This is a genomic window from Micromonospora sp. CA-248260, assembly GCF_050942205.1.
GTDB lineage: Bacteria > Actinomycetota > Actinomycetes > Mycobacteriales > Micromonosporaceae > Micromonospora > Micromonospora antibiotica.
Window position 1 is genome coordinate 3,327,945 of sequence record NZ_CP192021.1, and the last position, 25,519, is coordinate 3,353,463.

At 71.7% G+C, this 25,519-nt stretch carries 18 protein-coding genes; 7 read left to right on the forward strand and 11 right to left on the reverse strand.

The genetic code is table 11. The features are described 5' to 3' along the window. Positions 1 to 117: 117 nt before the first annotated feature. Complete coding sequence (locus ACQP2H_RS14740) at positions 118 to 1,839, forward strand: amylo-alpha-1,6-glucosidase (protein ID WP_219461800.1); 1,722 nt, start codon at positions 118 to 120, stop codon at positions 1,837 to 1,839. An 80-nt stretch (positions 1,840 to 1,919) separates the two neighbouring features. Here the strand turns inward: ACQP2H_RS14740 and ACQP2H_RS14745 are convergent, their stop codons facing one another. Further along, entirely contained in the window at positions 1,920 to 2,933 is a 1,014-nt protein-coding gene (locus ACQP2H_RS14745) for a LacI family DNA-binding transcriptional regulator (RefSeq protein ID WP_219461802.1), read from the reverse strand. 368 nt (positions 2,934 to 3,301) lie between these two features. Here ACQP2H_RS14745 and ACQP2H_RS14750 point away from each other — a divergent pair, with 368 nt between their 5' ends. Further along, positions 3,302 to 4,747: an arabinofuranosidase catalytic domain-containing protein gene (locus ACQP2H_RS14750; protein ID WP_255597568.1), complete on the forward strand. Its 1,446-nt coding sequence runs from the start codon at positions 3,302 to 3,304 to the stop codon at positions 4,745 to 4,747. 373 nt (positions 4,748 to 5,120) lie between these two features. Beyond that, a complete protein-coding gene (locus ACQP2H_RS14755) occupies positions 5,121 to 7,367 on the forward strand; it encodes an ATP-binding protein (protein ID WP_357533563.1) in 2,247 nt (748 codons plus the stop codon). Positions 7,368 to 7,370: 3 nt separating this feature from the next. On the opposite strand, the gene ACQP2H_RS14760 is transcribed toward ACQP2H_RS14755, so the two are convergent. Together ACQP2H_RS14760 and ACQP2H_RS14765 are read right to left on the reverse strand one after the other, a co-directional pair. Further along, complete coding sequence (locus ACQP2H_RS14760) at positions 7,371 to 8,498, reverse strand: helix-turn-helix domain-containing protein (RefSeq protein WP_308290724.1); 1,128 nt, start codon at positions 8,496 to 8,498, stop codon at positions 7,371 to 7,373. A 163-nt stretch (positions 8,499 to 8,661) separates the two neighbouring features. Beyond that, positions 8,662 to 10,137: an RICIN domain-containing protein gene (locus tag ACQP2H_RS14765; protein ID WP_208566058.1), complete on the reverse strand. Its 1,476-nt coding sequence runs from the start codon at positions 10,135 to 10,137 to the stop codon at positions 8,662 to 8,664. Positions 10,138 to 10,619: 482 nt separating this feature from the next. On the opposite strand from ACQP2H_RS14765, the gene ACQP2H_RS14770 reads away from it, so the two are divergent. Then, on the forward strand, positions 10,620 to 11,516 hold the full coding sequence (locus ACQP2H_RS14770; RefSeq protein ID WP_357533559.1) for a hypothetical protein: 897 nt from the start codon (positions 10,620 to 10,622) through the stop codon (positions 11,514 to 11,516). 70 nt (positions 11,517 to 11,586) lie between these two features. Here ACQP2H_RS14770 and ACQP2H_RS14775 read toward each other — a convergent pair whose 3' ends face one another. The 6 genes from ACQP2H_RS14775 to ACQP2H_RS14800 form a co-directional block, all read right to left on the reverse strand. Continuing rightward, positions 11,587 to 13,188 carry a class I SAM-dependent methyltransferase gene (locus tag ACQP2H_RS14775; protein WP_357533557.1) on the reverse strand — a complete coding sequence of 534 codons (1,602 nt, stop codon included), beginning with the start codon at positions 13,186 to 13,188 and terminating at the stop codon, positions 11,587 to 11,589. A gap of 184 nt (positions 13,189 to 13,372) precedes the next feature. Further along, complete coding sequence (locus tag ACQP2H_RS14780) at positions 13,373 to 16,192, reverse strand: M14 family zinc carboxypeptidase (protein WP_357533555.1); 2,820 nt, start codon at positions 16,190 to 16,192, stop codon at positions 13,373 to 13,375. Positions 16,193 to 16,449: 257 nt separating this feature from the next. Further along, positions 16,450 to 17,955 (reverse strand): phosphoesterase, encoded by a 1,506-nt coding sequence (locus tag ACQP2H_RS14785; RefSeq protein WP_219461822.1) that lies wholly within the window; start codon positions 17,953 to 17,955, stop codon positions 16,450 to 16,452. A 183-nt stretch (positions 17,956 to 18,138) separates the two neighbouring features. Then, complete coding sequence (locus ACQP2H_RS14790) at positions 18,139 to 18,447, reverse strand: hypothetical protein (RefSeq protein ID WP_308290726.1); 309 nt, start codon at positions 18,445 to 18,447, stop codon at positions 18,139 to 18,141. Continuing rightward, positions 18,444 to 18,662, reverse strand: a complete 219-nt coding sequence (locus ACQP2H_RS14795) for a hypothetical protein (protein ID WP_219461825.1) — start codon at positions 18,660 to 18,662, stop codon at positions 18,444 to 18,446. The genes ACQP2H_RS14790 and ACQP2H_RS14795 overlap by 4 nt, the downstream gene beginning before the upstream one ends. Then, complete coding sequence (locus ACQP2H_RS14800; RefSeq protein WP_219461828.1) at positions 18,659 to 18,844, reverse strand: hypothetical protein; 186 nt, start codon at positions 18,842 to 18,844, stop codon at positions 18,659 to 18,661. Before ACQP2H_RS14800 ends, ACQP2H_RS14795 begins: the two co-directional genes overlap by 4 nt. A 230-nt stretch (positions 18,845 to 19,074) precedes the next feature. Here ACQP2H_RS14800 and ACQP2H_RS14805 point away from each other — a divergent pair, with 230 nt between their 5' ends. The 3 genes from ACQP2H_RS14805 (at position 19,075) to ACQP2H_RS14815 (ending at position 21,324) form a co-directional block, all read left to right on the forward strand. Then, the gene (locus ACQP2H_RS14805; RefSeq protein ID WP_308290727.1) at positions 19,075 to 19,929 is read left to right on the forward strand and encodes a helix-turn-helix domain-containing protein; all 855 of its coding nucleotides are present in this window, start codon (positions 19,075 to 19,077) and stop codon (positions 19,927 to 19,929) included. 56 nt (positions 19,930 to 19,985) lie between these two features. Further along, the gene (locus ACQP2H_RS14810) at positions 19,986 to 20,114 is read left to right on the forward strand and encodes a DUF397 domain-containing protein (RefSeq protein WP_433233207.1); all 129 of its coding nucleotides are present in this window, start codon (positions 19,986 to 19,988) and stop codon (positions 20,112 to 20,114) included. Between the two features lie 280 nt (positions 20,115 to 20,394). Further along, positions 20,395 to 21,324 carry a DUF4394 domain-containing protein gene (locus ACQP2H_RS14815; RefSeq protein WP_363822528.1) on the forward strand — a complete coding sequence of 310 codons (930 nt, stop codon included), beginning with the start codon at positions 20,395 to 20,397 and terminating at the stop codon, positions 21,322 to 21,324. A gap of 178 nt (positions 21,325 to 21,502) precedes the next feature. On the opposite strand, the gene ACQP2H_RS14820 is transcribed toward ACQP2H_RS14815, so the two are convergent. Then, on the reverse strand, positions 21,503 to 24,340 hold the full coding sequence (locus ACQP2H_RS14820; RefSeq protein WP_433233540.1) for a hypothetical protein: 2,838 nt from the start codon (positions 24,338 to 24,340) through the stop codon (positions 21,503 to 21,505). Positions 24,341 to 24,399: 59 nt separating this feature from the next. After that, positions 24,400 to 25,512 carry an ATP-binding protein gene (locus tag ACQP2H_RS14825; protein ID WP_433233209.1) on the reverse strand — a complete coding sequence of 371 codons (1,113 nt, stop codon included), beginning with the start codon at positions 25,510 to 25,512 and terminating at the stop codon, positions 24,400 to 24,402. Positions 25,513 to 25,519 lie beyond the last annotated feature (7 nt).

Sequence of the window (25,519 nt, forward strand, 5' to 3'; positions counted from 1 at the left end):
CGACCGCTGCCAACCTCGTGGCGATCGCCGAGGGGCCGGTTCGCGTCGCCCGGGCCCGGCCGGGACGTCGGATGCGCAAGGACCGACCACCGTACGACAGAGAGGGCGTCACCTGCCATGACCGTCGCACCGTCCGGTCCGGAGTTCTCCCTCCAGGACATCCCGTTCAGCTACCGAGGTTCCTGGCTCAACATCTCCCCGGTGGTGGCCGAGAAGACGTACGCCGACGATCTGCACCTGGTCTCCCACCAGACCGGGCTGCACCCGGTGCTCCGACTCGCCCCGACCGCCGCCAGCACGGTCGTGGCCACGCCCACACTGCTCACCTGGCGCAGCGGCACGGGCCTGGTCGAGGCCGGCTACGAGGGGCCGGACACCCTACGGCTGCGGGGCCGAGGGCTCGGACTGCGGATCGCCGCCGCAGCCGGGACCCTCACCCCGTTCAGCGGCACCTACCTCTACCGCGACCCGGTCGACGGGTCGGCCGTGTTCACCTCGTACGAGACGGGCCGCCGCTACCGGGTCACCGTGTTGTCCGGCCCACCGGGCGGGCTCGGGGGAGCGGAGGCGCTCGGCACCGCCGACCGCTGGCTGCACCTGCCCGCCGACCAGCCCTGGGAGATCGCGATCGAGGAGTACCGCACGGCCCGCCGCCCCTATGCCCGGTCCGGCACGTTCGACCAGCTGTGCCGCGACCGCGGCGTCGAGTTCACCGCGTTCGTCGACGCGGTCGCGCCCTGGCGCGGTGTCGACACCCCCGCCGCCGAGCTGGCCGCGTACGTGCTGTGGTCGGCCACCGTCGAGCCGGCGGGTTTCGTCACCCGGCCGGCCGTGCTGATGTCCAAGCACTGGATGGACAAGGTGTGGAGCTGGGACCACTGCTTCAACGCGATCGCCCTGGCGTCCGGCGAGCCGGAGCTTGCCTGGCACCAGTTCCAGCTGCCCTTCGACCACCAGGACGCCGCCGGTGCCCTGCCGGACTCGGTCACCCACTCGGAGGTGCTGCACAACTACGTCAAGCCACCCGTGCACGGGTGGGCCCTGCGGCAGCTGCGCCGCCGGCTGCCCACGCCGCCGGACCGGGTGGAACTGGCCCGGACGTACGACCGGTTGGGTCGGTGGACCCGGTTCTGGCTGGACGCCCGCCGCGCCCCCGGCCACGACCTGCCGCACTACCAGCACGGTAACGACAGCGGCTGGGACAACGCCACCACCTTCGACCACGACCGGGTGCTGGAGACCGCCGACCTCGCCGCCTTCCTGGTCAGCCAACTGCGCTGCCTGGCCGACCTCGCCACCGAGCTGGGTGAGCCCGCCGACCGGTGGTCCGCCGAGGCCGACCGGGTGCGCGCCGCCCTGCTGCGGGACCTGTGGGACGGCGAGCGTTTCACCGCCCGCAGCCCGCACACCGGTCGGCGGCGGGCCAGCCGCAGCCTGCTCGACCTGTTGCCCGTCACCCTCGGCGACGACCTCCCCGAGCCGGTCACCCGGGTGCTGGCCCGGCGGGTCGAGGCCCACCTGACCACCCATGGGCTGGCCACCGAACCGACGGACTCGGCCCACTACCTCGCCGACGGCTACTGGCGTGGCCCGATCTGGGCCCCCTCCACGGTGCTGGTGGAGGACGGCCTGCGCCGGGCCGGGCACACCGTGCTCGCCGACGAGATCGGCCGGCGATTCCTGGTGCTGTGCGAGAAGTCCGGCTTCGCGGAGAACTTCGACGCCGAGACCGGCGCGGGGCTGCGCGACCGGGCGTACACCTGGACGGCCAGCAGCTACCTCATCCTCGCCGCCGCCCAGCAGGGGCGCACCGGGTCACCGGCGGGGCCGACCCGGTGAACGTCGTGCCGCCGCCCACCCGGTGGTGGCACGTCGCCGCCCCGGGCCGGGGCGGGTCAGCGGGTCCGGGCCGGGCCGGGTCAGCGGGGCCGGGCCGGGCCGGTGCTCTCGCGCAACGAGATGGGCGGCGCGTAGAGCCGGTGGCGGGGGGTGCCGCCGGGTGCGGCGATCAGCTCCAGCAGCAGCGACACCGCCTCGGCGCCCATGTCCCGGGTCGGCACGTCGGCGGCGGTCAACGGGGGGCGGAAATCCTCCGCCCAGTGCTGGGCGGCCACGCCGGTGACGGAGAAGTCACCCGGCACCGACAGGCCGGCGGCGTGCAACGCGCGCTGCATGCCGGGCAGTGCCGCCTCGTTGATGGTGGCCACCGCCGTGACCTGCGGATGCGTCGCCAGCAGCTGCGTCATGCCCGCCTCGCCCGAGGCGGTGTCGTCGCCGCAGCAGACGTCGATGCCGGTCAGGCCCCGCTCGGCGGCGGCCGCCCGGAAGCCGGCCAGGGCACGGTGGCTCGGGCCGTAACCCGCCGCGACCAGCTCGGCGGAGCGGTTCACCAGAGCCACCTGCCGGTGCCCCAGGTCGGCCAGGTGGTGCACGCAACGGGAGATCAGGGCCGCGTAGTCGACGTCGATCCAGCTCATCCCGTGCGGCTCGGCCGTCCGACCGATCGTCACGAACGGCACACCGGCCGTCGCCAGCCGGGTCACCCGGTCGTCGGTCAGCCGGATCTCCATCAGTACCACCCCGTCCACCCGCCGCCCGGTGACGATCCGCTCGAACGACCGGTCGTGGTCGCCGCCGGACGGGGACAGCAGCACGTCCAGGTCGTGTCGGGCCGCCGCCTCGACGACGCTGGCGACGAAGCCCAGCTGCATGTCGGTCAGACGCTGGTTGGCCGGGGGGATCACCAGCCCGAGGGTGCGGGTGCGCCCCTCCTTCAACGCGCGGGCGCTGGCGTTCGGCCGGTAGCCCAGCTCGTCGATGACCGCCTGGATCCGTTGTCGGGTCGTCGCCGACACGGCCCGCTTCCCGCTCAACACATAGGACACGGTGCTGCGGGACACTCCGGCCCGCCGGGCGATCTCCCCGATGTTCATGCCCGCCCTCAAGCCGAATTCCGCCACCGGCGCGGGAATGCGCCGTGTTTGCCGTGGAGCATAACCGCCCCGCAATTCCCCATCGGGGCAGGAACAGTTCCGCCGCCGTCCTCCGGGGGCAATCCGCCGATGTCCGGCGTTGCGTGGTGCGCAGGGCGGGGCGGACAGGGATCGCAGGGTGGCGCAATATATCGACAGGGGTTAATGTTAAAGATCTGACGTCTTATGTCAGGAGTGGGCGCGGCTGACGGATCGGTCCCGCAACCCCGTCGTTCGGACATGAGGCACAGCCGCGCCAGAGGCAGCCAGCACCGCACCCGTACCGTTCCGGAGAGGTTTCGATGAATGTGTTGAGAAGGCCCAGTCGTATGACGATCGCCGTGGCGACGATGGCGACCCTGGCCGTCGTCAGCGGCGGCTCCGTGCTGGCGGACGCGCCGGGCGCGCGGGCCGCGACCACCGGCCCGTGTGACATCTACGCCGCGGGCGGTACGCCGTGCGTGGCCGCGCACAGCACCACCCGCGCCCTGTACGGTGCGTATAACGGGCCGTTGTACCAGGTGCGCCGGACGTCGGACAACACCACCCGGGACGTCGGGGTGCTGAGCGTGGGTGGTGTCGTCGACGCCGCGACCCAGGACTCCTTCTGCGCGAACACGAGCTGCGTGATCACGATCATCTACGACCAGTCGGGCCGCAACAACCGCCTCACCCAGGCGCCCGGCGGTTACTGGCCCGGCCCGGCGCCGGGCGGCTGGGACAACCTGGCCGACGCGAAGGCCGCACCGGTCACGATCGGCGGCCGGAAGGCGTACGGCGTCTACGTCTCGCCCGGCACCGGCTACCGCAACAACAACACCAACGGTGTCGCCACCGGCGACCAGCCCGAGGGCATCTACGCCGTCGTCGACGGCACGCACTACAACCAGTGGTGCTGTTTCGACTACGGCAATGCGCAGACCGACGGTCAGGCCGACGCGCCGGCCATCATGGAGACGGTCTACTTCGGTGCCAACAAGCAGTGGGGATACGGTGCCGGCGCCGGCCCGTGGGTCATGGCCGATCTGGAGTGGGGGCTGTTCTCCGGGGTGAACGCGGGGTACAACAACATCGCGTCCATCAACCACCGTTTCGTGACGGCCATGGTCAAAGGTGAGCCGAACCACTGGGCGATCCGCGGTGGCAACGCCCAGTCGGGGGGCCTGACGACCTATTTCGACGGGCGGCGTCCCAACGGATACCACCCGATGAAGAAGGAGGGTGCGATTCTGCTCGGCATCGGCGGCGACAACAGCGTCTCCGGCCGGGGCACCTTCTTCGAGGGCGTGCTGACCTCGGGTTACCCGTCGCCGGCCACCGAGGACGCGGTGCAGGCGAACATCGCCGCGGCGGGATACGCGCCGGCCGGTGGCGGCACCCCCACGCAGAGCGTCCAACTCGTGGGCACCCAGTCCGGTCGCTGCGTCGACGTGCCGAACGGCAGCACCACCAACGGCACGCAGGTCCAGCTGTGGGACTGTACGGGCGGCAGCGCGCAGCGCTTCACCCGGACGGCGGGCCGGCAACTCCAGGTGTCGGGCGGCAAGTGTCTCGACGCCTCCGGGCAGGGCACCGGCAACGGCACCCAGGTGATCATCTGGGACTGTCACGACGGGGCCAACCAGCAGTGGAACGTCAATGCCGACGGCACCATCACCGGCGTGCAGTCGGGTCGCTGCCTGGACGCCACCAACGCGGCCACGGCCAACGGCACCAAACTCGTTCTCTGGGCCTGCAACGGGCAACAGAACCAGCAGTGGAGCCTGCGCAGCTGACCGCCACGTCGTAACCGGCCGGTCGGCCGCCTCGTGTCCTGCGCGGGGCGGCCCGACCGTTCGGTCGTGTCGCGCTGCCCGGCCCGGTCTGCGTCGTCGTCTTTCCTGCCTGTCGTTCCGCGTGTCACCCGGGGTTCCCGCAGCAGCAGATCGAAGGCTACGGTCCGAACTGGAACCAGGTGTCGTTGCGGCCCAACGACGTCGACACCCGCCACGGCTGCGTCGACACCCACGGCAGCGCAGACGCGTACGCCCGGGCGTGCAACTACGGCGGCTACCAGACCTGACGGGTGAACGGTGGGTGATCCGACCATGCGCTACGTCACTCGTCGATGCCTGGAATCTCGGGCGGTGATCTGTGAGGGTGTGCTCGGTGAAGCCGATACCGAGCGTACCCGAACCGCCGACGCTGGGTGCCGTCCTGCGTGGGTGCCGCGTGGCGGCGGGCCTGTCGATCGAGGCGCTCGCCGAGCGCTGCGAAGTCAGCGCCCGGGCGATCAGCGACATCGAACGCGACCGGGTCCGTCGCCCGCAACGGCGCACCCTGACCGTCCTGTTCGACGTTCTCGCCGTGCCGCACGACGAGCGTCGTCGCCTGGTCGAGGCCACCTCCGTGCGGCCGGCCGGCGCGGAACTGCCCGATCCGCCTCGCTACTTCAGCGGCCGGGCAGCGGAGTTGCGGACCCTGGGCGGCATCGCCCGTCGCCCGTCAGGTGACCGGCAGCAGGCCACCGTGCTCGTCGTCACCGGACCGGCCGGGGTGGGCAAGACCAGCCTCGTCCTGCGGGCCTCGGCCGACCTGGCCACGGACTTCCCCGACGGCCGGTTCCTCGTCGACCTGCGCGGCATGGACGACGTCCCGACCACCCCGGGCGAGGCGCTGCACCGGTTGCTGCGGGCGCTCGGCGTGCCGGAACAGCGGATCCCCGCCGGCCGCGACGAGCGGGCGACGGCGTACCGGTCGGTGCTGTGTGAGCGCCGGGCCCTGGTGGTGTGGGACAACGCCGCCGACGAGGCGCAGGTCCGGCCGTTGCTGCCCGGGGCCGGACGCAGTCTCGTGCTGTTCACCAGCCGGCGGCGACTCAGCGGTCTCGACACCGCACAGTGGCTGTCGCTGGAGCCGCTGCCGGCCGAGGACTCCACCGCGATGCTGCGGGCCATCGCCCGGCCGGTCGCCGTCGATCCGACCGAACTCACCGAGCTGGCCCGGCACTGCGGTCACATGCCCCTGGCGTTGCGCGTCACCGGGCAACGCCTGTCGGCCGAGCCGGGGCTGTCCGTCGCGGAGCTGAACCGTCGGTTCACCGGCGAGCAGGCCCGCCTGCGGGTCATCGACGCCGACACCGCCGGCATCCACACCGCGCTGAGCCTGTCGTACCGGCGGCTCGGGGACGACCTGCGGCGGACCTTCCGGCGGTTGTCGCTGATGCCGGGTCCGGACTTCGGCCCGGACCCGGTCGCCGTGGTCACCGACGGCTCCGACGCCGACGCCGAGAAACGGCTGGAAGCCCTGGTGGAGAGCGGCCTGGTGGCTGCCGTGCCGGCGGACCGCTACGGGCTGCACGACCTGGTACGTGACTTCGCCGTCGACCGGCTGACGGCCGAGGAGCCGGACTCGGCCGGCCCGTTGCGGGCGTCCTCGCTGCGTTGGTGGCTGGCGCGGACCACGGCGGCGGGGCGGCACTTCGAGCCGGACGGACCGCCGTCGCTGGCGGAGTTCGGGGATCGCGATGCGGCGACGGCGTGGCTCGACGCCGAACGGGGCAACTGGTTCGCGGCGTTGCGGTCGGCCGCCGCCGAGGGGCTGCACGAGCAGGTGCTCGACACCGTCGACGCGCTGCACTGGTTCTCCGACAGCCGGGTGCACCTCGACCTGTGGCCGGAGGTCTTCCGGTTGTCCGCCGAGTCCGCCGCCCGGCTGGACGACCCCCGCACCGAGGCGGTCCACCTCAACTACCTGTCCTGGGCGCAGGCGATCTGCCAGCGTGAGTACGCCGCCAGCGTGGCCACCGCCACCCGGGCGCTGGACCGGGCGGTCCGTGCGGGCGACCCGGCCCAGCAGGGCTGGGCGCTGCTCTACGCCGCCAGCGGCCACACCGGGTTGGGCGAGCACGCGGCGGCGCTGCGGCAGCGGCAACGGGCCTGGGTGCTGCTGCGACGTGCCGCCGATCCGGAGGGCCTGCCGCAGGCGATGGCCTCGCTCGGCTCATCGCTGCTGGCCCTCGGTAGACCCGTCGAGGCGCTGCGGGTGCACCAGCGGACGAGATGCCTGCTCCGCGATCCGCGCTATCCCATCGCGGCTTTCGCCCGGGCCGCCACCGACGCGTTGAACTGCCGGCGGATCGCCGACGATCTCGCCGTCCTCGGCCGGTGGCCGGACCGTGTCACCGCCCTGCGGGAGGCGGTCGCGCGGTTGCGGGCCAGCGCGATGCCGGCGTTCGAGGCCCTGGTGTCGGTGGAACTGGCCGAGGCGCTGCGCCGCACGGGGGAGACCCGGGACGCCCCGGCGTACCTGCGGCGGGCGATCGAACTGGCCGAGGATTGTGATGATCCGGACCTGGCCGCCCGGGCCGCGACGCTGCTGGCCGAGCTCTCCCGCGACGGCGTGGACCCGGGGTGAGGGTCAGGTGCCGGTGGCGACGCGGGCGAAGGCGCGTACCAGCGGGTGGGGCTCGTAGCGGTGCTCCCGGCCGGCCGTGACCCAGCCCCGTTCGGCCAGGTCGAGGAAGCCCGCCTCGGCGGGGACCGGACCGGCCGGCCGGGTCAGCAGCCGGACGGCCCGGCGGGCCCGGGCCGGCAGCCCCGCGTACGTGCGCTCGAACGCGTCGCGCACCGACAGGTCACCGGCGACCAGCGCGTCCAGGACCCGCTCCGGCCTGGCCAACCGGTCGATCAGCCACTGCGCGCTCCACTGCGGCCGGGTCAGCAGCCGGTTCGCGGTCACCCGCAGGGCAAGGGGCAGTCCGCCGCAGCCGGCGGCGAGCGCTGCGACCGCGGGTGCGGGCGCGGTGCCGTCCACCATCGTGTCGAGGGCGGCCCGGGCGTCGGCCGCCGGCAGGGGCGGCACCAGCCACCGGTCGGTCGCCGGGAGGTCCGCCAGCGGGTGCCGGCCGGTGATCAGGGTGACGCCGAGGGCGTCGGGCGGCAGCAACGGCCCGACCTGGCGGTCGTCGCGCACGTCGTCCAGTACGACCAGGATCCGCCGGCTGCGCAGCAGCTCCCGGTACGCCCCGATGACCACCGGGTCGGGCCCGTGCGTGGACAGGGCGGACGGTGGCAGCAACCGGCGGGCGATCGTCGCGGCGGTGGCGTCCGCGACCGGCCCGAGGAACCGCACCCCGTCGGGGAACCGCCCGGCGAGGTCGGTGGCGGCCTGCACCGCCAACGCCGTCTTACCCGCCCCGGGCAGGCCGATCAGCTGCACCGCGTGGCGGTGTTCCAGCCGGGTGGCCAGCCAGGAGAGGTCGTCGTGGCGGCCGGTGAAGTGGGCGGTCACCCCGGGCAGACCGGTGAGCCCGGCGACCTGTCCGGCGGCCGGGCGCAGTTGGCCGGCATCCACCCCGTCCAGGCCCAGGGCCGCGCCGAGCGCCTGCAGGGTGCCGTGGTGCGGGCGGCGGATCCGGTGCCGTTCGATCCCGCCGATCGTCCGGGCGCTCACCCCGGAGCGGGCGGCGAGTTCGTCGATGGTCAGTCCGGCGGCCATCCGCAGTGACCTGAGCCGGTGGAGCTGTTCCTGCGTGTTGTCCCGCACCCCGTACCCCCGCCAGGACGACTGCTGTCCGGTCCAGTAGACGTCGCCGGGGCGGCACGTGGGGTGAGGTCATCGTCACACCGCGTTCCGGGGCTGGTGGGACGCGCGGTGGTGGCCGTCCGCCGTCCCGGCCTGCGGGAGGCGGGACGGCGGACGGGGCCGATCAGGAGGTGCCGACCCGCTGCCACTGCTGGTTGGCGGCGCTGCCGCAGGCGTACTGGATCACCCGCGCGCCGTCGGCGGTGGAGTAGCCGGTGACGTCCAGGCACCTGCCGCTGTGCCGGGCGACGAGCTGGGTGTAGCCGGAGCCCGCGTCGCGCAGCTGCCACTGCTGGTCGGTGCGCCCCGACTGGCAGCCGAACTGCTGCACCGGTGCGTTGTCGGCGGTGGAGCCGCCGGCCACGGTGAGGCACTTGTCGCTGTGCCGGGCGACGATCTGCACGTACCCCGAGCCCGCGTCGCGCAGCTGCCACTGCTGGTTGGTGCCGTTGTTGCAGGCGTACTGGGCCACGGCGGCGGCGTCGGCGGTGGACCGGTCGAGCACGTCCAGGCACTTGCCGCTGTGCCGGGCGCGCAGCGTGTCGAAGGTGTAGCCGCCGTTGACCCCGGAGACCACGCCGGTGGCGGTGTCGATGGTCAGCTGCGGATACCAGCTCATGGTCAACGAGGTGGCGGTGGGGAAGTTCAGCGGCAACCAGACGTAGCGGGACTGGTTGACCGGGCCGCCCGTCGCGCCGGCCCACCGGTCGCCGAGATAGAGGTACGAGGTGGCGGCGCTGCCCTGCACCGGCAGCACGTACGCCGACTGGGAGTCGTAGGTGGTGCCGTCGGCGAAGTTCGTCGGGTTGGTCCAGGTGCCGCCGACGCTGCTGGCGGTGGCGTACCGGGCCTGGTTGGGCGACCAGCCGGTGGCGCCCGAGGTGACCAGGAAGTAGACCCCGTTGCGTTTGAACATCGCCGGGGCCTCCCGGTAGTTGTCCGGCCACAGCGTCCGCACCAGCGACGCGACCCCGGTGTAGTCGGCGGTGAGGCGGTAGATGTTCAGGTCCGCGTTGTTGCGGGTGGCGGAGATCAGGTACGCGGTGCCGTCGTCGTCGCGGAACACCGTCTGGTCCCGGGAGTCGTGGCCGAGCGGCCGGAAGCTGCCCAGGTAGCGGTAGTTGCCGTCGACCGTGCTGGAGGTGGCCACCGCGACCCGGGCCTGGTTGTAGTCGACGCCGTTCTCCCAGTGCATCCAGAGCACGTACTGGCCGGTGCCGGCGTTGTAGATCACCTTGGGGCGTTCGATGTTGGCCGTCGCCAGCTCACCGGCGGAGGACTGGGTGAGCACGTTGTTGCGGAACTCCCAGGTGCGCAGGTCGGTGGAGCGGTAGACCGACACGTACCGGAAGGTGTTGTTGGCGTTGCGGTTCTCGCCGAACCAGTAGTAGTAGTCGCCCACCTTGATCATGCCGCCGCCGTGGGCGTGCACGCCGGCGCCGCTGGTGTCGGTGAACTGGGTGCCGTTGGCCACGGTGACGGGTGCGGCCCGCGCGGCCGGGGTGGTGAGGGTGAGTGGGGCGAGCAGGACCGCGCAGGCGGCGAGGGTGAGGGCGGTGACGATCCGGCGGAGGGTGGTGGGGTGGGGCGCGGCAGGCATGGCCGCCTCCTCTTGCGGTGGGCGCGAGGTGCCGCAGGGACGCGCGGGACCTTTTCTCGACCCTCACGATAAGCCGATCCACCGCTACATGCCCATACTTCGATGCGATTGCCGTCGATGTGTTGCGACCCGGGGTGGGGGCGCGGCCCGGATGGTCCATGGGTCCGGTCGTCGCGGTTGTCGAGATCGTGACGAATGATCTACGTCACATTGTGAAGCCTTTTCGCAGTGTCGGGCACGGAAGGCGCGTTCCGGGCCGAATCCCTTTCCCGCACCGCACATTTCGCCGCCGAACGCACTCGCAGCGGGCTGGTGGGGCCGTCGTCGGACTCCGATTCGCCACTCAGCGTAGTCGCGGCTCACCCGCGCGTGGTCGGGCGGTGTTGCTTGCCGTCCGACAATCAGCGCCTCGGTTTGTGCCGCTCACTACCCTGACCGATGATCCAGTGCCTGGGTACCGTCGACAGCGATAAGGGCTTCAGATGAGCAACAGTCACCCTCCGTACGGAGAACAGCCGGATCCGAACGTCACCCCGTGGAGCGGGCCGCCGGCGCCGGCCGCCGGCTACCCGGCGTACGGCCAGCCCGGTCAGGCCCCGCAGTACGGCCAGGCCCCGCAGTACGGGCAGGCCCCGCAGTTCGGTGTTCCCGTGCCCCCGCAGAAGTCGAACCGGGGCCTGGTCATCGGCCTCATCGTCGGCGCGGTGGTCCTCATCCTCGCGCTCTGCGGCGCCGGGATCGGGCTCGCCCTGGTCGGCGATGACGAGGCCGACCCGACGCCGGGCCCGGTCGCGACCACCGCTCCCGGACCCGGGACCGGCAGCGGCACGGACACCCCGCCGACCGCGCAGCCGTCCGAGTCGTCGCCGGAGCAGCCGAACAACAACAACGCGGTGACCGCGCGCTACTCCAGCGACCTGTCGTCGGTCTGCGACGGCAGCCCGATCCTCAACGCCGCCACCTACAGCGGCCCGACCACCGCCAAGGCGTACGTCTTCTCGAACAACCCGGAGCGGCCGACGTTCTGGTCGTCGAAGCTGGTCGGCTCCGACAAGCGGTACTACGCCAAGTCGGCCGACTTCACCACCGTGTCGGTGGTCGGCTGCATGTCGATGGTCCCGGGCAGCGAGGGCGCGCCCAAGAAGTGCGACTACAAGGCGAGCGACGGCAAGAACGTCAGCGTCTCCTACATCTCCTCGCGCTACCAGCTGACCTTCTTCGCCGCGAAGACGGCCGAGAAGATCGGCGACGGCGGGGTCGTCAACGCCCCGGCCACCCGGTGCCCGAGCTTCATCTCGTACAACAAGACGACGATGAAGGCGTACGCGGCGCCCGACAGCGGCACCATCGAGGCGGCCCTGGACAAGTTCCTGTCCTGACCGGCTCCTGACGGCGGTGCCGGGGGCGGGGGATTTCCCCCCCGCCCCCGGCCTTCCGTCTCCCGCCGGATCAGGTGTTGACCGGCCGGCGGGCGACCAGCAGCACGTGCGTCACCGGCCAGTCCAGCGGGCTGCCGTCCAGCGCGGACAGCTCGGCGGTCGGCGCGAGCCGGTGGGTGACGATCCAGTCGTTGCGGTACGGGCCACTGGCGGGGTCGACCTCGAAGCCCACGTCGGCCAGCAGCGCCTTCCAGTCGGCCCACTCCAGCCCGCAGAACTCCTCCTGCGTCTCCGACAGCCAGTTGTCGGTGTAGTCCTTGCGGGTGAGGAAGTCCATCGCCGAGCCGAGCGGCAGCTCGACCACCGCCCCGGTGCCGTCGTCGACCGGGCGGAACCCGAACGGGAACCGGTAGTCGACGGCGAACTGGTCCAACCGGGCCCGCGTCGACAGCCCGGCGAGCCGCTCGGCCACCTGGTCGGCCGGCAGCGCCGCGAGGTCGGGGTGGGGCCGGGCCGGGTTCGCCCCGTCGGTCGTCGACAGCCGCAGCCGTACCGTCCGGTCCCGGCCGTCCGGTCCGCACACGTCACTGTTGATCCACACCCCGCCGGGCACCGTGTGGTCGTAGATGGCCTGCACGAACCGGCGCAGCGACGCCATCTGATCGCCGTACGACCAGATCTCGTGGGTCAGCGCGAAGGTCATCGTGGTGTCCACCGAGCGGGGTGCGAACACCGCCCCGCCGAGCACGTTGCGGCGGTAGAAGAACACGTTCGGGTTGGCGAAGAAGCCCTGCGCCTTCTTGTGCACGCACTCCTCGTAGAGGTGCCGGGCCACCTCGACCCCGATCAGGTCGCTCTCGCGCAGCGTCGGCTCCCGGTCGGCCAGCTCCAGCACCGCGCCCGCGCCGCAGCCGACGTCGACGATCCGGCCGGGCCGTACGTGCTCGCGCACCGCCGCCCACTTACGCTGCGCCGCGTCGGCGAACGCCTCGGCGTACGTGCGGTAGTCGCGGGTGGCGGTCAACCCGCCCTCGTCCCCGACCACCGGGTCGTTGACCACCGAGCGGACCAGGTCGTCGAGCCGGTAGCGGGCGTAGACGTCGAGGGTCGCCGGGTGGGCCAGCTCCCGCCACGACGGGTCGTCGGCGGCCAGCCCCAGCAGCACGTCCCAGGGCCGGGCGGGGGTCGGGTCGACGTCGGCCTCCACCCCGGCGATCGGGTACCCCAGCCGGGCGTACATGGCGGCCACCTGCGGGGTCGAGCAGGCGACCACGGTGTTCGCCGGCGTCAGCTCCAGGCCGGCGGTGGCCGCGACGTTCTTCAGGGTCACCTCGGCGAACCTGTCGGTCTCGGCGGTGTCGAAGACCGGCACCACCACCGACCGCAGCCCGGCCAGCACGCTGAACCGTTCGATCGCCGCCTCCCGCCGGTGGTAGGGGACCGGGTTGCGGCGGGTGTTCTCGTGGTTGGCGGAGGTGACCGCCCAGACCACGGTGACGCCGTCGTCGGTCAGCTGAGCGTTGCCGTCGGTGGCGGACGGTGCGCCGCCGCCCCCGGCGTGGTCGCCGTCGGCAGCCTCGTGGTGACCGCCGGTGGCGAGCCGGTGCAGATAGTCGGCCTGGAACCGGGTCAGCAGGTGATGTCGGCCGGGAAACAGCAGGTAGCGGGGCATGCACCGTTCCTAGCCGACGTCGGATCACCGGCTCCGCGCGGGGTGCCCGGGGGCGAGTGACCGGCCCGGGCATCCCGCGGAGTGCCCCGGGGCAGGTGGCCGGCCCGCCACCGTGCCGGATCGCCCGGGATGCCCGGGCGGGTGGGGGCGACGCCGCACGGCGTCGCTCCCACCCTGACGGGTGCTAACCCACCACGGAACGCAGCGGGACCTGTTCGGCCCGCAGGGTCCGCACCAGGTCACCCAGGAACGGGTGCTCGTCGACCTGGAGACCCGCCGGGTTGGGGATCACCAGGTACGCCGAGCCGCCCGCCACGGTGACCCGGGCGGTGTCGGTGTACCGCTCGACGACCGCCTCGGCGCGGGTCAGGTCACCGGCGGCCACCTGGAGGGTGAACGGCCGCCACTCGCCGCCCAGGTTCTCCGCCACCGGCGCCGCCGCCGCGGCGGCGCGGGCGGGGTCGACCGGGACCGGCGACGCGGTCCGGGCCGCCGGGCCGCCGCCCGGGTAGAGCAGCGCGTTGGCCACCAGGTGCAGACCACTCTCGTTGTACGCCCGGAACAACGGGTTGAACGCGAACAGCACCGCCCGACCGGCGCCGGTCGGCTCGTCCACCACCGCGACGGTGCCCTTGAGCGCGTCACCCTGCACGGTGTAGCCGTTGGCCCAGAAGGTGTCCCCGCTGGGGTAACGCAGCACGTTGCGGCCGGTGCTGCTCGGGGTGAGGATCGGGTCGTTGTTGTTGAACTCGAAGTCCTCCGCCGGCCGGCCCAGCCCGACCGGGCTGTCCGGGTCCACGTCGACCCGCAGGTGCGAGCCGATCACCGTGTAGCCGGTCGGCTTCGGCTTCTCGGTGGTGGAGGTGAGACCGGCGGCACGGGCCAGCCGGGTGCCCTCGTTGCGCAGGCCCAGGTAGGTGTGACCCTGGGCGATCCAGGCGCGCAGGTTGGCCTGCCCGGTCGCGGTCAGCCCACCTGTCGCGTTGCTGCCGTCCGGCACCAGCAGCACCGTGCGGCCGGTGAAGGCGGGGGTGTTGTCGTTGATGTCGGCGGTGGTGACCGGGGTCAGGTCGAGGCCCCACCGCTTGCCCAGCACGTACCGGGCCTCGCCGTGCGAGCCGGAGGTGGTGGAGATGCCGGTGCCCTGGAACAGGCCGACGTCCGGCCGGCTGATCGGGGTGCCGACCGCCGCCGTGGTGTACGGGGTGAGCGTGACGCCCAGCTTCTTGGCCGTGGTGTTCAGCTCCGGCGTCAACGCGCCGGCCGGCATCCCCACCTCGCCGCTGTCCAGGTCCCGGACCAGCTGCACGCCCTGACCCAGCAGGGTGAAGGTGAACTCGGCCGCGGCGGCGGAGTCCAGCGCGTAGGTGTAGGAGCCCTTCAACGGCGGCGCGGCGAGGATCTTGCCGCCACCGGTGTTCTGGATCTTGTCGATCAGCTCCGCGTTGGGCTTGACGTCCGCGCCGGTGTAGACGGCGTTGAGACCCATCAGCAGCGGGTTGCTCCACGACGACACGTCGTAGAAGTACGGGAACGGCGTGTACGGGTCCTCACCCATGATCGCCTGGATCCAGTGCTTCTGCGGCTGGTTCATCGGGATCCAGTACGACCCGACAGGCACGGTCAGGTTGGTCGCCGAACGGCCACCGAAGAGCTTCGCGGTGGGCAGCTTGACGGCCTTGCGGACCTGGTAGACCTCGACGTCCATCCGGCGCAGCCGCTCGACGAGCTGGCGGGCGTCGGCGAGCTGCCGGTCGGGCAGCAGGAAGTACGACCGGACGGTCTGCGCCGGCACCGGGAACTGCACGGTGTTGGTCGGCTGGACCACCTCGTTGGGCTCCAACGCGCCGGCCCGGCCCTGGGCGAGGGCGTCCTTCCAGACCTTGAACCAGCCGGTGAGCACCTCGACCTTGTGTGCCGCCGCCCAGCCCAGCGTCGACCACTGGGTGTGGAACTGCTGCTGCACCCGGTCGGCCACCGCCGACGAGCTGCCCTTCTCGAAGGTCATGCCGGCGGCCCCGAAGCCGGCGGCCGGCACCGTGTCGCCGTACCCCATGAAGAACAGGTCGTAGGTGGAGTAGTTGAAGTAGCACTCGGTGGTCACCGTGGCGTCACACGCGCCGTTGTAGCCGAAGCCGGCCTTGTTGGCCTCGCCGATCCGGTTGATCCAGTCGACCGCCTCGCCGGAGATCTCGTGGTGGATCGGGTCGGCGTTGGGCGGGAAGAAGTACTGCCGGCCACCCATCTCGTGCGCGTCGATGAAGACCTGCGGCGGGTACCTGCGCATCAGTTCGAGCTTGCCGTCGGTCTCCTGCTGGGTGCGGGCGAACCAGTCCCGGTTCATGTCGAAGCCGTACTCGTTCTGCCGGCGGCTGGCGTCGCGGCCGTCCGGGTTCTGCGTCGGCACGATGATCGTGACCAGGTTGTCGTTGCGCTGCTGGACCTCGCAGGACAGGCCGGCGGCCAGCTCGTACAGTGTCTTGAGGGCGGCGTCGGTGCCGCTCTTCTCACCGCCGTGCACGTTGGCCGTCACCCAGACGATGGCCGGCGCCGCCTCGGCGATCTCACCGGCCTGCTGCTGGTCGAGTACCCGGGGGTCGCGCAGCGAGCGGACGTCCTCGGCGATGCCCTTGAGCACGGCCGGCCGCACGTTGCGCTCGTTGGACACGATCGCGTACGGCAGCGGCTGGCCGAGCACACTGGTGCCCATCACGCCGGTGACGACCCGCTTCGACGCGGTGTCCACGGCGGTGAGGTAACCCCGCACCTCCTCGTTGGTGACCACCCGTTCCTGGCCGGTGCCGAGCGGGAAGCCGAGGAAGCTCTCCGGGCTGGGCACCGAGGCCAGCCGGTCGGTGGGATCGGTACTACAGGTCGTCGGGGGTGCCGCCGCGGCGGGCGGGCCGACCACCAGGGGGGTGATGCCGGCCAGCAGGACGATGGCGGCGGCGCTGGCCAACCGTGGGGAGGAGAGCAATGTGGAGCGGATGAGCGGAGTTCGCATGAGGCGTCCCGATTCCCTTCCCGGGAAATGAATCAAGGGCGCCCGGAGCGTATGACCTGCGCTTTCGGGTGGTCAAGATTCACAACCGGGCGGCGGTACGCGATCTGCCAATTGCGGCACGGCCGGCGCGACCCGGGCGATCGGCGATCCACACTGGATCAGCTCTGGGCCGGCCGGCGGGCGGGCGTGGTCATCCCGGCGGGGGGACCGGCTGCCGGGCCCGTCGACACCGCGACGGTGTCGACGGGCCCGGTGGGTCAGCGCACCCGGACGAACACCGGGTTGGAGTAGAACCACAGGTCGCTCCACGGGCTCTCCAGCCCGTCGGCGAGCGGCTCGGCCTCGTCGGTGCTGGTGCCGCGTACCCGCAGGTAGCTGTCGGTCCCGACGTCGCGCAGGGTGTGACGGATGACGTACTGCGCGCCCTGCTGCTGCCAGTCGCGCGGGCCGAACCGGGCTACCACGGCGGTGGTGGGGTTGGTGTCGGCGTCCCGGTCGACGCTCGGTCCGGTGACCTGCCCGACGATCAGGTCCACCCGCCGGACCTGCGGGCGGTCCCCGTTGCCGTTCGTCCCGGCCGGCGGCCGGAACCGGATCACGACGTCCACGTCGGTACGGTTGCGCCGGCTGACGGTGATGGTCTCGCCCGTTGCGGCCGAGTGCCCCTGGCTGCTGGCGGTGACGTCGAGCCGGTTGATCAGGTCGCCGGTGGTGACGAAGATCCGCCCGTGCCGCAGGCCGTCCATGATGTCGTGGTACTCCTGCCGGGCCAGCACGTAGGTCTTGCTGTACTCACCCGGCCAGAAGTCGGTGCCGCCCCGGGTCCAGTGCACGTGCGAGTCGGAGGTCGCGGTGATCCACCAGTGCCGCCCCTCCCCGAGCAGCGCGTCCCACAGCCCACCGACCCGGGCGGTCGCCTGGTCGTAGCCGCCGTAGGTGGGGTGGTTGCCGTAGCCGCCGCGCGCGCTGCCGTTGAGCGGGCCCGCCTGGTGGCCCGGGGCGCCCTCGAAGCCGACGTACACGTCCGGGGCCGCGTCGTTGCCGTTGCGGAACTCGTGCGGCAGGTCCTGGCCGTAGACCCCGAGCCCGGTCGCCGAACGGGAGGTGTGGTGGGCGATCACCAGCGGCTTGTGCGGCATGTTCCGCGCCACCTTGAGGAACTCCACCATCTTGGCCTCGGTGTCCCGGCCCGGGTCGGCCGGGAACGGGTCCCGCTTGGCGAACCGGCTCTCCAGCTCGAAGAGCTGCTTCGCCTCGTCGGCGTGCCGCGGGATCATCAGGGTGTGGTGGTCCATCGCCGGGGCGTCGAACTCCATCCCCCAGAACTGCAACACCTCGGGCACCAGGCGGCGCGACCGCAGCAGATCGGGGTACGCCTGCTCCAGGTTCACCTTGGAGTGTGTCGGTCCGCCGTGGTCGGTGCACATCGCCCAGGTCAGCCCGAAGTTCTTCGCCATGATCGCGTTGGTGACGATCGGGTAGACCGCGTCGGCGCCCTTGCGGAACGTCGGCGGGTTCGTCGAGGTGTCGAAGTCCCCGCTGTACTCGGAGTGGATGTGGTGGTCGCCGGCCCGCCAGACCCGGTTGTCGGGCCGGCCCGGGTCGGCCTGCGCCTGATCCTGCCGGTCCGGGTCGGCGTGGGCCGCCTCGACCCCCACGAACGGGCCGGCGGCGGCGAGCGTCGCGCCGACGCCCGCGTACTTCACCAGTTGGCGGCGCGACAGCTGACCGCCTGTGGCGTCCTCGGATTCCCTGTGCTGCACTGCGGAGCCTTCCGCTCGATCCGGTGGTAACCGTGTCGATCACGAAGCCTGAGAGAGGGCGGTGAACGGCCGTTGCACGGCGGTCGGGGGCGGCGTGAACGCCGCCCGGCCAGCCGAGGGCCGGGCGGCCGGTCCGCGCCCGAAGGTGGGCGTCCCGTCGCGTAGCGCGATGGGGGCATCCGATCACCGTCCGACCTGCGGCGACGTACCGACGGATCGGCAGCGACCGCGAGGGTCTCGGGTGGGCGTCGGCCGGCCCGTGGGTGCCGGGGCCGTTCGCCGTGGGATCACCAACCCCGCCGGCTGTACAAAGATCGACCGACGCGCGACGGCATCGCTCCGAGCGTCGAGCTGGTAGCCGTCGAGCCAGATCCAGCCGTCGTACGTGGGCCAGTCGAGCACCCGGATCACCCGGAACATGATCGGTTTGATGAACTGCACGCTGGCCGCCCGGGTCACCTGGAGCAGGTCACCGGAGCGGGGTGTGGTCACCGGGCCCACCCGATGAACCGCCGATACCACACGCCCGCCTGCACCCAGGTCAGATCCTCGGCAGCCCAGGTGAGATACGACGCCAGGTAGATCGTGAGGGAGACCGGAGCGCCGTCGAACTCCGCCCGCAGCTCCTGCCGTCGAGTGGCGCAGGGCCACGGGAGCGAGCAGCCCGCGCAACTCCAGATGGGCGGCACCGGGCTGTGGGCGGTCATCGTTCCTCCCTCGGCCAGTGGCCCCGATTGATCGGCACGCGGTGCCGGACCTGACAGGGCAGGTCGTTGCCGCAGCGGCAGACGATCTGCCTGCGGTCGGCGGACCACACCGGCCGATGCCTGCGCCGCAGTGTCAGCGCCACGGCGGTCAGGTACTCGACGTAGGTGACGCGTCCGCCCATCTGCCCCTCCTCATATGTGAGGGGCGTGGTAGCCGGGCCACGCACGGTCATCCGACCACCACACCCAGCGCCATCGTTCACCGCCGAGGATAGGAAATGCAATATTACATATTGGATGAAACGCTAGAGATGGTTTCAGCTTGATAGGTTCTATTGCTAAGCGTGATGAGCAGGTGTTACATGCCGAGTGCAGATGTCGCCCGGTATGTAGTCAGGGAGGGGAGTGGTCAGTGACGATGGACACCGGCTCGACGGTCCCGAGGCGGCAGCTCGGGCGGTATCTTCGGCAACTCCGCGAGGAAGCTCGCATGACGGTGAAGGCGTCAGCCGATGCGCTGGAGTGGTCGACGCCGAAGATCTGGCGCATCGAGACCGGTGCAACGTCGATGCGGTCGCTCGACGTGGAGGCGATGTGCAAGGTCTACGGAGCGTCACCGCAGATCACCGAGGCGTTGATGGGCCTCGCCAAGGAGACGAAGGGACGCGGCTGGTGGCACTCCTACGGTGACGCCATCCCCGAGTGGTTCGAGTTGTACGTGGGACTGGAAGCCGCAGCCGCACGGCTCCGCAGCTACGAAACGCAGCTCGTTCCCGGCCTCTTGCAGACCGAGGCGTATGCGACCCGCGTCTTCGAGGTGGCCCGCCCGGATATGACCCGTGCGGAGATCGAGCGCGGTGTTGCAGTACGCCTCGGAAGGCAGGCGCTGTTGACCCGGACCACACCGCGCGCTCCGCAATTCGACGTCCTGCTCGACGAGGCTGTTCTGCGGCGAGGGGTGGACGCGGAACAGCTACAGCACCTGATCACGGTGAGCAGACAACCAAACATCGCCCTCCGGGTGATCCCGTTCACTGCGGGCCTGCATCGAGGCAACATGACCAGCGGCACGTTCACGGTTCTCGACTTCGCAAAGGGAGCTGAGCCGTCGATCGTCTACTCCGACAGCCTCACGGGTGCGCTCTACCTCGACAAGCCTGGTGAGGTCGCCGTGTACGGAGAGGCGTGGGCCATCATGGAGAAGCCGGCGCTGACCGAGGCGCAATCCCGCAAGCTGATGGCATCGATCGCAGAGGAACAGACATGACCCCGCTCACCTGGAAAAAGTCCACGCGTAGCAACGGAGGTGGAAACTGCGTCGAGGTGGCTACCCCGCCCCAGGTCGTTCTGGTCCGGGACAGCAAGGACCGGCAGGGGTCGGCGCTGACGTTCGGCGCGGATCAGTGGGGCGGCTTCATCGAGGGCGTCAAGACCGGCAGGTTCGACGCCTGAGCGATGGCCCCGGGTGTGGTCGTCGCCCGTACCCGGGGCCATCGCCTGCCGACCGCCGTGCGTCCCGGTCGCTCCCCGCCGCGCGGCGGCGACCACCGCGCCGCCGAATGTGCATACAGGTCGGAGATCGCCGATAGAGTAGCCAATCCGACAGTCTGCGGCAAAGTTCGCCATATAGGGTCTGAGCAGGGAAAACGCATCCAAGCGTCTCCCTTTGGGGTGGTCCGGGCCGCCGCCCCTGCCGAGCAACTCGCTCGCCTCCTACCCGAAAGGTTCTCCCATGCGCCATCTCCTCCATCGAGGGCTGCTGACCGGAGTGGCCGTCGTCGTCGGACTGTCGGCCATCCCGGCCCCGGCCGCCGCCGTGCCGGCCGGCCCGTCGTCAGGTGCTGCATCCGCCGGCCGTCCGTCGCTGGCCGCCGGCACCTGCTCGATCCTGTGGGACCTGCTCAACCTGGGTGGCCGCAACGGCCTCGTCGGGGTCGGCCTGACCGAGGACCAGCAACTCGTCAAGTTTGCGGCCAACCGGCCGAACCTGACCTGCACCATCGGCACGGTCGATCTACCCGGTGCCGAGACCCTGGTCGGCATCGACTACCGGGTCCAGGACGGCCGGCTCTACGGCGTCGGCGACGCCGGCGGCATCTACACCCTGTCCACCCGCGACGCCACCGCGACGCAGGTCAGCCAGTTGACCGTCGCCCTCAGCGGAACGTACTTCGGCGTCGACTTCAACCCGGCCGCCGACCGGCTGCGGATCATCAGCGACACGGGCCAGAACCTGCGGCACAACGTCAACTTCGGCGGGACCACCCTCGTCGACGGAACGCTCACCTTCCCGCCCGCAGTCGGCACCGCCCTCGGGGTGACCGGTGCGGCCTACACCAACAACGACCTCAACCCGAACACCGCCACCACCCTGTTCGACATCGACACCACCGGTGACCAGGTCGCCGTCCAGTCCCCGGCCAACTCCGGCCAGCTCGCCGCCACCGGCAAACTCGGAGTCGACGCCGATCAGCGGGCCGGCTTCGACATCTACAGCACGATCCGCGGCGGCCGGGCCGTCGGCAACACCGGCTACGCCGTGCTCAACGGCACCGGCCCCAGCCGGCTGTACGCGATCGACCCGCTCACCGGCGAGGCCAGCACCACGGGCGCATTCGCCCAGGTGGTCGTAGACCTCGCCCTGCAACTCAAGCAGCCGTAACCACCCGCCCCGGCGGGCACCCGCACAGCGGACGGCGACGGCGGTGAGCCTCCGGCGTCGCCGTCCGCCCGGATCGGCCATGCGCTGCCGTGTCCCGTCCCACACCCGGCAGCGCATGGCAGGCCGTCACAACCGGACCAGCACCACCCCGCCGGTACGGTAGCCCACGGCGACCCGGTCACCCGCCGCCGAGCAGTGCCGCGACCGCCTCGACGGTGTCCGGATGTGCGGCCATCAGCGCCGACCCCGGCGACCCGGCCGGCGTCGCCTGCGGCTCCGACCATCCGCCGTCGCAGCCGAGCAGCCCGGCGACCGCGTCCACCGCCGCCGGATGTGCGCCGAGCAGGGTGTGCACCTGCCCCACCGGTCCGGCCCGCACCGCCGTCGGCGCGGGCGTCGGGGCCGGGGCCAGCCACGGCGGCACCCAGGCGTCCAGCGCGGGCAGCGTCCCCGGGAAGGTACGCGCCGCTTCCCGGACCAGCATCGGCACCAGCTCCGGCCCGTGCTGGCGCAGGGTGGTGATCAGGGTGGGCAGCCAGGGCAGCAGCACCGGGTCGGGCAACCGGGCGAACGCGGTGGACATCGTCTCCACCACGAACGGCGCGAGCCCCGGCACCGGTTCCAGCGCGTGCACGAAACCGGAGAGGTACTGCGGGAAGGCCGGCACCACCAGCGGGTTGGCCAGCAACTCGGCGCAGCGGCCCCGCAACTCGGCCAGCGGCAGCAGACCGAGCTGGTGGCGGGCCGCCCAGAGCAGGGCGACCTTGGCCGGGCTCTGCGGGTGTGACTGGGCCACCGCGAGTTCGAGCTGGGACCGGTCGCAGCCCAGGGACAGCGCCAGGCTCTCCATGCTGAACAGGAAGCCCAACATCGCCCCAACCTGCCGGACCCCGGTCTCCTCCTCGACGAACGCGGTGGGCAGCAGGGTGCAGTAGTGCGCGTAACCAGTCGTCACGAACGCCGCGCACCAGGCCGGCAGGGTCGGCGCGGTGGCCCGGTGGTGGGCCAACAACCGGCGGATCCGCCGCAGCACCTCCGGGGCGTCGTCCACGGTGCGTTCGGTGGCCAGCAGCTCCACCGCCCGGGTGCCCAGCTCGTCGACCAACCGGGGGCTGTTCAGCAACCGGATGGCGTCCTCCACGGCGGCGAGGGCACCGGCGGCGGTCGCGTCGGTGCCCCGGACCGCCCGGCGCAGCCGCTGCTCCAGCACCTGCTCGATGGTCACCCCCTCGTAGCCCAGCTCGATCAGCGCCCGCTGGTGGCGGCCCAGCGCCAGGTCCCAGCTCTCCTGGATCGACCGGTGTCCCAACCGGCGCTCACCCATGATCGGGCGGACGGCGTCGGTGGGGAGCAGGTGCCGCAGCATCCACAGCAGATCCGAGCAGCCGGCCAGGGCGGGGGTGGCGTGCAGGTCCAGCAGGGCCCGCTGAATGGTGCGTTTTTCCAGGTCCAGGCCGAGTGGCTGGAGCCGGTCGAGCACGTCGCGGGCCAGCGGCGGCAGGGCGTCGTAGCCGACCTGCCCGATCCGGTCCCCGCCGAGCAGGATCTCGCAGAGCCGCCGGACGTCCCGCCGGCCCGGCACCACGTCCTTCTCGATGCAGGTCACCGCCGCGTCGGCGAAGTCGTACGGGGTGGGTCGGGCCCGGTTACGCAACCCGGCCAGCAGGATCGAGGTCTCGAACACCGCGATCGCGTCGGCGGTGCTGGCCAGGTAGCCGTTGCGGCGGGCCAGCCGGACGATGTCGACGCACCAGCCGCGCAGCTCCGCCTCGTCGAGCCCGTCCAGGGGCGGCGGCGCGGCGAGGAACCCGGTGAGCCGGTCGGCGACCGGCCCGGCCGGCGTGGTTACCGCCGCGACAGCCTTGCGCCGGCCCCGGGTCTTCCCACCCCGTTGGCCGTCGAGCCGGTACGGGGTCAGGCCCGAGCCGCTCACCGCCTTGGTCCAGGTGGCGGCGGCGATCGACACCGAGCCCGGTGCCAGGCCGAACTGCGCCTCGATGGCCGAGTGGCTCGACGGGATCAGCCCGTACCGCCAGCGGGTGCCGGTCCGGGGGCTGATCTCGAAGTCCGGGGCGGGGGAGTCCATGCCGAACTGAGCGACCCGGCTGGCGGCGTGGAACGCCCCGCACACGTAGAGGCAGTCCGCCGGGTCGACCCCGGACGCGGCGAGGTGCTCCCGCATCCGGGTCCACATGTAGCGCTCCCGGTCCTCGTCGCGCTCGGTACGGTCCGACCCGGCCGGACGCAACCGGCGGAACAGGCTGCCGATCAACACCATCACCTGTCGGTAGGTGTCGTGGTCGGCGCCGGTGAGGGGCCGCTCGACGTACTGGTCCCACCACTCCGACCAGTGCCGCACCTTGCCGTGGTGCAACAGGTACGCCTCCAACTCGGCGAACCGGGGCCGCAGGTCACCGATCTCCACGCCGACCGCGTCGCCGTGCAGCGCCGTCTGCTCACCCGCGCCGCCGGTCGACGCGGTGGCTGCCGTCGGCGCGGTGTCGTCCGTCGGCCCGGTGGCTGCCGCCGACTCGGCGTCGTCGCGCGGCGACCACTGGAAGACGTGGTCGGTGGAGCGGTCCACCAGCACCAGCTCCACACCCGGCGTCTCCAACGCGTACGCGATCGCCTGGTATTCGGCGGACGCCTCGGTGACCGGCGCGACGACGCTGAGCGGGCCCCACTCGGCGGGGAAGCCGTCCAGCTCGGAGGCGAACGCCTGCACCGCCACCGGCAGCCGACAGTTGCGCAGCTCGCCCAGGAGCGGCTGCAGATCCTCGCACAGCTCCAGGTAGATCACCTTGGGCTGCCTGTGCCGCAGCCGACGTACCATCGCCAGCGCCGAGGCCGGCGAGTGGTGACAGACCGGGAAGATCTCCAACCGCTCGCCCAGCGCCCGGTCGACGTCGTCGACGATGCCGGCGAGGATGCCGGCCAGCGCGTCGGCGGAGCCGGCGAACGTGGCCGCCGCATCGGTGAGCTGCTCCCGCAACGCCCCGAACGGCCCGGCGGTCACCCCGCCGGTGCCGGCGACGGCGGTCGCGGGCGGCGTGGCGGTGCCGGCGTCGGCGGTGGTCACGACAGCGAGGCGATCGCCTGGCGACCGCCGTCGAGGAAGCCGGCCCAGCCCTCGCCGTCCTTCTTGGCCCGGGGCTCCACCACCCCGTGCAGGTACTTGTTGAGGATCGCCAGGTCCTCCGGGCTGCGTCGGGCCAGCGACCCCATCAGCGACCCGGCCAGCGTCTCCACCCGCAGGGACCGGTCGCCGAAGAACTGGCTGTGCAGGATGGCGTCCTCCAGCACGCCGATCTGCTCGGCGGTGGACAGCGCCGACTCCAGCTTCTCGTCGTCGCTGGTCGCCGACGCGGCGGCGGCCCGCAGGTCGGCGAAGCTCTGCAACAGGATGTCCAGCAGGGTGGGCGGCACGTCCAGCTCGATGCGGTGCCGGCGCAGCAGCTCCTCGGTGCGGAACCGGACGATCTCCGCCTCGCTGCGCTTGTTGGTGACCACCGGGATCCGGACGAAGTTGAACCGGCGCTTCAACGCCGACGACAGGTCGTTCACGCCCCGGTCCCGGCTGTTCGCGGTGGCGATGATCGAGAAACCGGGCTGGGCGAAGACGATGTTGTCGTCGTTCAGCTCGGGGATGGAGACGTACTTCTCCGACAGGATGGAGATCAGCGCGTCCTGCACGTCGCTGGTGGACCGGGTCAGCTCCTCGAACCGGCCCACCACGCCCTGCTCCATCGCCGTCATGATCGGCGACGGGATCATCGACTCGCGGGACTGCCCCTTGGCGATGACCATCGAAACGTTCCACGAGTACTTGATGTGATCCTCGGTGGTGCCGGCGGTGCCCTGCACCACCAGCGTCGAGTTGCGGCAGATCGCGGCGGACAGCAACTCGGCCAGCCAGCTCTTGCCGGTGCCGGGGTCGCCGATGAGCAGCAGGCCCCGGTCCGACGCCAGGGTCACGATGCTGCGTTCGACGAAGCTGCGGTCACCGAACCACTTCTGCGGGATCTCCCGCTCCAGACCGTCGGCCCGTTCCGAGCCGAGAACGAAAAGCCGGACCATGCGTGGGCTCAGCCGCCACGAGAACGGCTTCGGGCCGGTGTCGACCGACTCCAGGTAGTCGAGTTCGTCGGCGTACTTGACCTCGGCGGGGGCACGCAACATCTCGGACATGAGGGGT

Excerpts from the sequence above, each read along its gene's own strand:
- ACQP2H_RS14740 (WP_219461800.1), top strand. The coding sequence starts at position 118 with ATGACCGTCGCACCGTCCGGTCCGGAGTTCTCCCTCCAGGACATCCCG.
- ACQP2H_RS14745 (WP_219461802.1), bottom strand. The coding sequence starts at position 2,933 with ATGAACATCGGGGAGATCGCCCGGCGGGCCGGAGTGTCCCGCAGCACC.
- ACQP2H_RS14750 (WP_255597568.1), top strand. The coding sequence starts at position 3,302 with ATGACGATCGCCGTGGCGACGATGGCGACCCTGGCCGTCGTCAGCGGC.
- ACQP2H_RS14765 (WP_208566058.1), bottom strand. The coding sequence starts at position 10,137 with ATGCCTGCCGCGCCCCACCCCACCACCCTCCGCCGGATCGTCACCGCC.
- ACQP2H_RS14770 (WP_357533559.1), top strand. The coding sequence starts at position 10,620 with ATGAGCAACAGTCACCCTCCGTACGGAGAACAGCCGGATCCGAACGTC.
- ACQP2H_RS14775 (WP_357533557.1), bottom strand. The coding sequence starts at position 13,188 with ATGCCCCGCTACCTGCTGTTTCCCGGCCGACATCACCTGCTGACCCGG.
- ACQP2H_RS14780 (WP_357533555.1), bottom strand. The coding sequence starts at position 16,192 with ATGCGAACTCCGCTCATCCGCTCCACATTGCTCTCCTCCCCACGGTTG.
- ACQP2H_RS14795 (WP_219461825.1), bottom strand. The coding sequence starts at position 18,662 with ATGACCGCCCACAGCCCGGTGCCGCCCATCTGGAGTTGCGCGGGCTGC.
- ACQP2H_RS14800 (WP_219461828.1), bottom strand. The coding sequence starts at position 18,844 with ATGGGCGGACGCGTCACCTACGTCGAGTACCTGACCGCCGTGGCGCTG.
- ACQP2H_RS14815 (WP_363822528.1), top strand. The coding sequence starts at position 20,395 with ATGCGCCATCTCCTCCATCGAGGGCTGCTGACCGGAGTGGCCGTCGTC.
- ACQP2H_RS14825 (WP_433233209.1), bottom strand. The coding sequence starts at position 25,512 with ATGTCCGAGATGTTGCGTGCCCCCGCCGAGGTCAAGTACGCCGACGAA.